Source organism: Shigella sp. FC1967 (genome assembly GCF_001743005.1).
Lineage (GTDB): Bacteria > Pseudomonadota > Gammaproteobacteria > Enterobacterales > Enterobacteriaceae > Proteus.
In genome coordinates this window covers 1-2,595 of sequence record NZ_MIIZ01000842.1, presented here as the reverse complement: position 1 = coordinate 2,595, position 2,595 = coordinate 1, and the positions used below count along the sequence as shown (strand labels likewise).

The 2,595-nt window shown below is 40.7% G+C and carries 3 protein-coding genes; 2 read left to right on the top strand and 1 reads right to left on the bottom strand.

The window, feature by feature from the left end:
* The coding region (priC, locus tag BHE89_RS14335; protein ID WP_286146167.1) for a primosomal replication protein PriC at nucleotides 1-253 on the bottom strand (253 nt) is incomplete at its 3' end.
* A gap of 207 nt (nucleotides 254-460) precedes the next feature.
* Between priC and apt the strand changes: the two genes are divergently transcribed.
* Both apt and dnaX read left to right on the top strand, forming a co-directional pair.
* Nucleotides 461-1,012 carry an adenine phosphoribosyltransferase gene (gene apt / locus BHE89_RS14330; protein ID WP_069368732.1) on the top strand — a complete coding sequence of 184 codons (552 nt, stop codon included), beginning with the start codon at nucleotides 461-463 and terminating at the stop codon, nucleotides 1,010-1,012.
* Nucleotides 1,013-1,267: 255 nt separating this feature from the next.
* Nucleotides 1,268-2,595, top strand: a 1,328-nt coding sequence (gene dnaX / locus BHE89_RS14325; protein WP_128860573.1) for a DNA polymerase III subunit gamma/tau, incomplete at its 3' end; no start/stop codon positions are given.

The window sequence follows — 2,595 nt, the reverse complement described above, 5'->3', positions numbered from 1 at the left end:
TTTTTTTTCGTTGAGTAAGCTGGTTCTCTTGCTTTCTTAGTGTTTGTGTCGATAATTCACGAGTTAATGCTTCAATTTGTTGTAGGATTTGTGTGGCCAGAAATTTAACCTGCTGGCTTCGTTGTGCCTCAACACAAGCGATTAACTGAGTAAAATTATCGCGGATCTGTTGCATATAGCCGCCAAGAGAATCACTTCGGCGGTGGAATAGTGCTGTGTCGAAGCAAGGTGCTGCAATTTTTTTTGTTTGCAATAGGTGCCACTGTTTCGGCTAGATTGTCTATCTGTTTTTTAAACAAGCTTAAAGGATCGGGTTTATTCATCGGTTTCTTGTCCCTGTTTTAATAAAAACATGAATTGACTTAAAGCAACAAAAAAGAGTTGTTAATTGGCTTTCTGTTGCATTTTAACGGCATATTGCATAGATTCTATCGTTTCGTTTTTTATTATGGCACTGATTATGACTGCTAACGCGCAACAACTGCAATTTATTAAAGACAGTATTGAAACCATTCCAGATTATCCAAAAGAAGGGATATTATTCCGTGATATTACTACATTATTGGATAATCCTGCCGCATATCAGGCAACCATTGATTTATTGGTAGAACATTACCAAGGTCAGGGTATCACTAAAGTTGTGGGTACCGAAGCGCGCGGCTTCCTATTTGGTGCTCCTGTCGCTTTACGCCTAGGGGTTGGTTTTGTTCCTGTTCGTAAAAAAGGTAAATTGCCTCGCGAAACGCTCAGTGAAACTTATGATCTGGAATATGGCACAGATACTTTAGAGATCCACAAAGATAGCATTACGGATCAAGACAAAGTATTAATGGTTGATGATTTACTGGCAACAGGTGGCACCATTGAAGCAACTGCTCGTCTTATCCGCCGTTTAGGTGGGACTGTGACAGAAGCTGCATTCATTATCTGCTTACCTGATTTAGGCGGTATCGAACGCTTAGAAAAACAAGGTATTCACAGCTTTACATTGGTTAATTTTCCAGGACATTAATATCTTCACTGTTTAGAGATGGGCGAATTAAGTTCTTATCTTAAACACAAGTAAGAGTGCGGGTGTTTATATATCTTTTATAAGTTTTTTCTATTTTTATAAATGTATATTGCCCGCACAATTGTGACTTCTTACTTTATCTAAAATTTCTGCTGGTTCTTTCATCAATATCTCATTTGTTTCTTACAGATCTCGCTCAATAGGTCGCCCCTGTGTTAGCATAGAGACAAATCTCGTTCAAATTTAGCGGAATCAATGAGCTATCAGGTACTTGCCCGTAAGTGGCGCCCACAAACTTTTAACGATGTTGTTGGTCAACGTCATGTGTTGACTGCTTTAGCTAATGGTCTTGATCATCAGCGACTTCATCATGCCTATCTTTTTTCTGGCACAAGAGGTGTCGGAAAAACCACTATTGCCCGATTATTTGCTAAAGGGCTTAATTGTGAAACAGGCATTACGAGTAAACCTTGTGGTCAATGTGCAAATTGCCTTGAAATAGAACAAGGGCGTTTCGTTGATTTAATTGAAATCGATGCGGCATCTCGAACTAAGGTAGAAGATACCCGTGAACTTTTGGATAATGTCCAGTACGCGCCAGCACGTGGACGCTTTAAGGTCTACTTGATTGACGAAGTTCACATGCTTTCTCGTCACAGTTTTAATGCGTTACTAAAAACATTAGAAGAGCCGCCAGAACACGTTAAATTTTTATTAGCGACGACAGATCCACAAAAATTACCTGTCACAATATTATCGCGTTGCCTGCAATTTCATTTGCGAGCCTTAGATATTGACCAAATTGCGACACAACTCGAAAAAGTGCTTTCAGCAGAGCATATTGAAAATGATGTGCGAGCACGTCAACTTATTGCTCGTGCCGCTGATGGCAGTATGCGAGATGCGTTAAGCTTAACTGACCAAGCTATTGCAAGTGGCGAAGGTGTTGTCAGCGCGGAAGTGGTTAGCCAAATGCTGGGTACTATTGATGACGCTCAACCTTTAGCATTGATTGAAGCGCTGGTAAAAGCAGATGGTCAGCAGGTCATGTCGCTGGTTAATGAAGTTGCTTCAAGAGGTACTGACTGGGAAAATTTCTTGGTTGAAACACTCTCATTATTGCATCAAATTGCGATGTTGCAGTTATTACCTAGTGAAGAAAATCCTCAAGAGCAATTTACTCAAGAACGTTTACGTTTATTGGCTAAATCGGTTTCTCCACAAGATCTACAGCTCTATTATCAAACCTTATTAGTTGGGCGAAAAGAACTGGCTTATGCGCCAGATAGACGCATGGGGGTTGAAATGACGCTACTACGTGCGCTTGCTTTTCATCCTAAAACAGTGATTGATGAAATACCTTCTGCGCCATTAGCACAAACGTTACCTTCAGCATCATTGCCTACAAATAGAATGTCTGAACATTATGCTCCACAAACGGTGCAGACGCATTCGTCTCAAATGGCTCACCCATCTTCTTCACCAAAAGAAAATAGTGCTTCATTAGGCAATAGTCCCGCAGCGCAACTTTTAAGAGCAAGGCAGGCAATAAAGGGGTCGGAACAGCAAACCCCGCCAAAAAA

What these genes read in the sequence shown, in the direction of transcription:
- apt (WP_069368732.1), top strand. Translation starts at nt 461, where the DNA reads ATGACTGCTAACGCGCAACAACTGCAATTTATTAAAGACAGTATTGAA.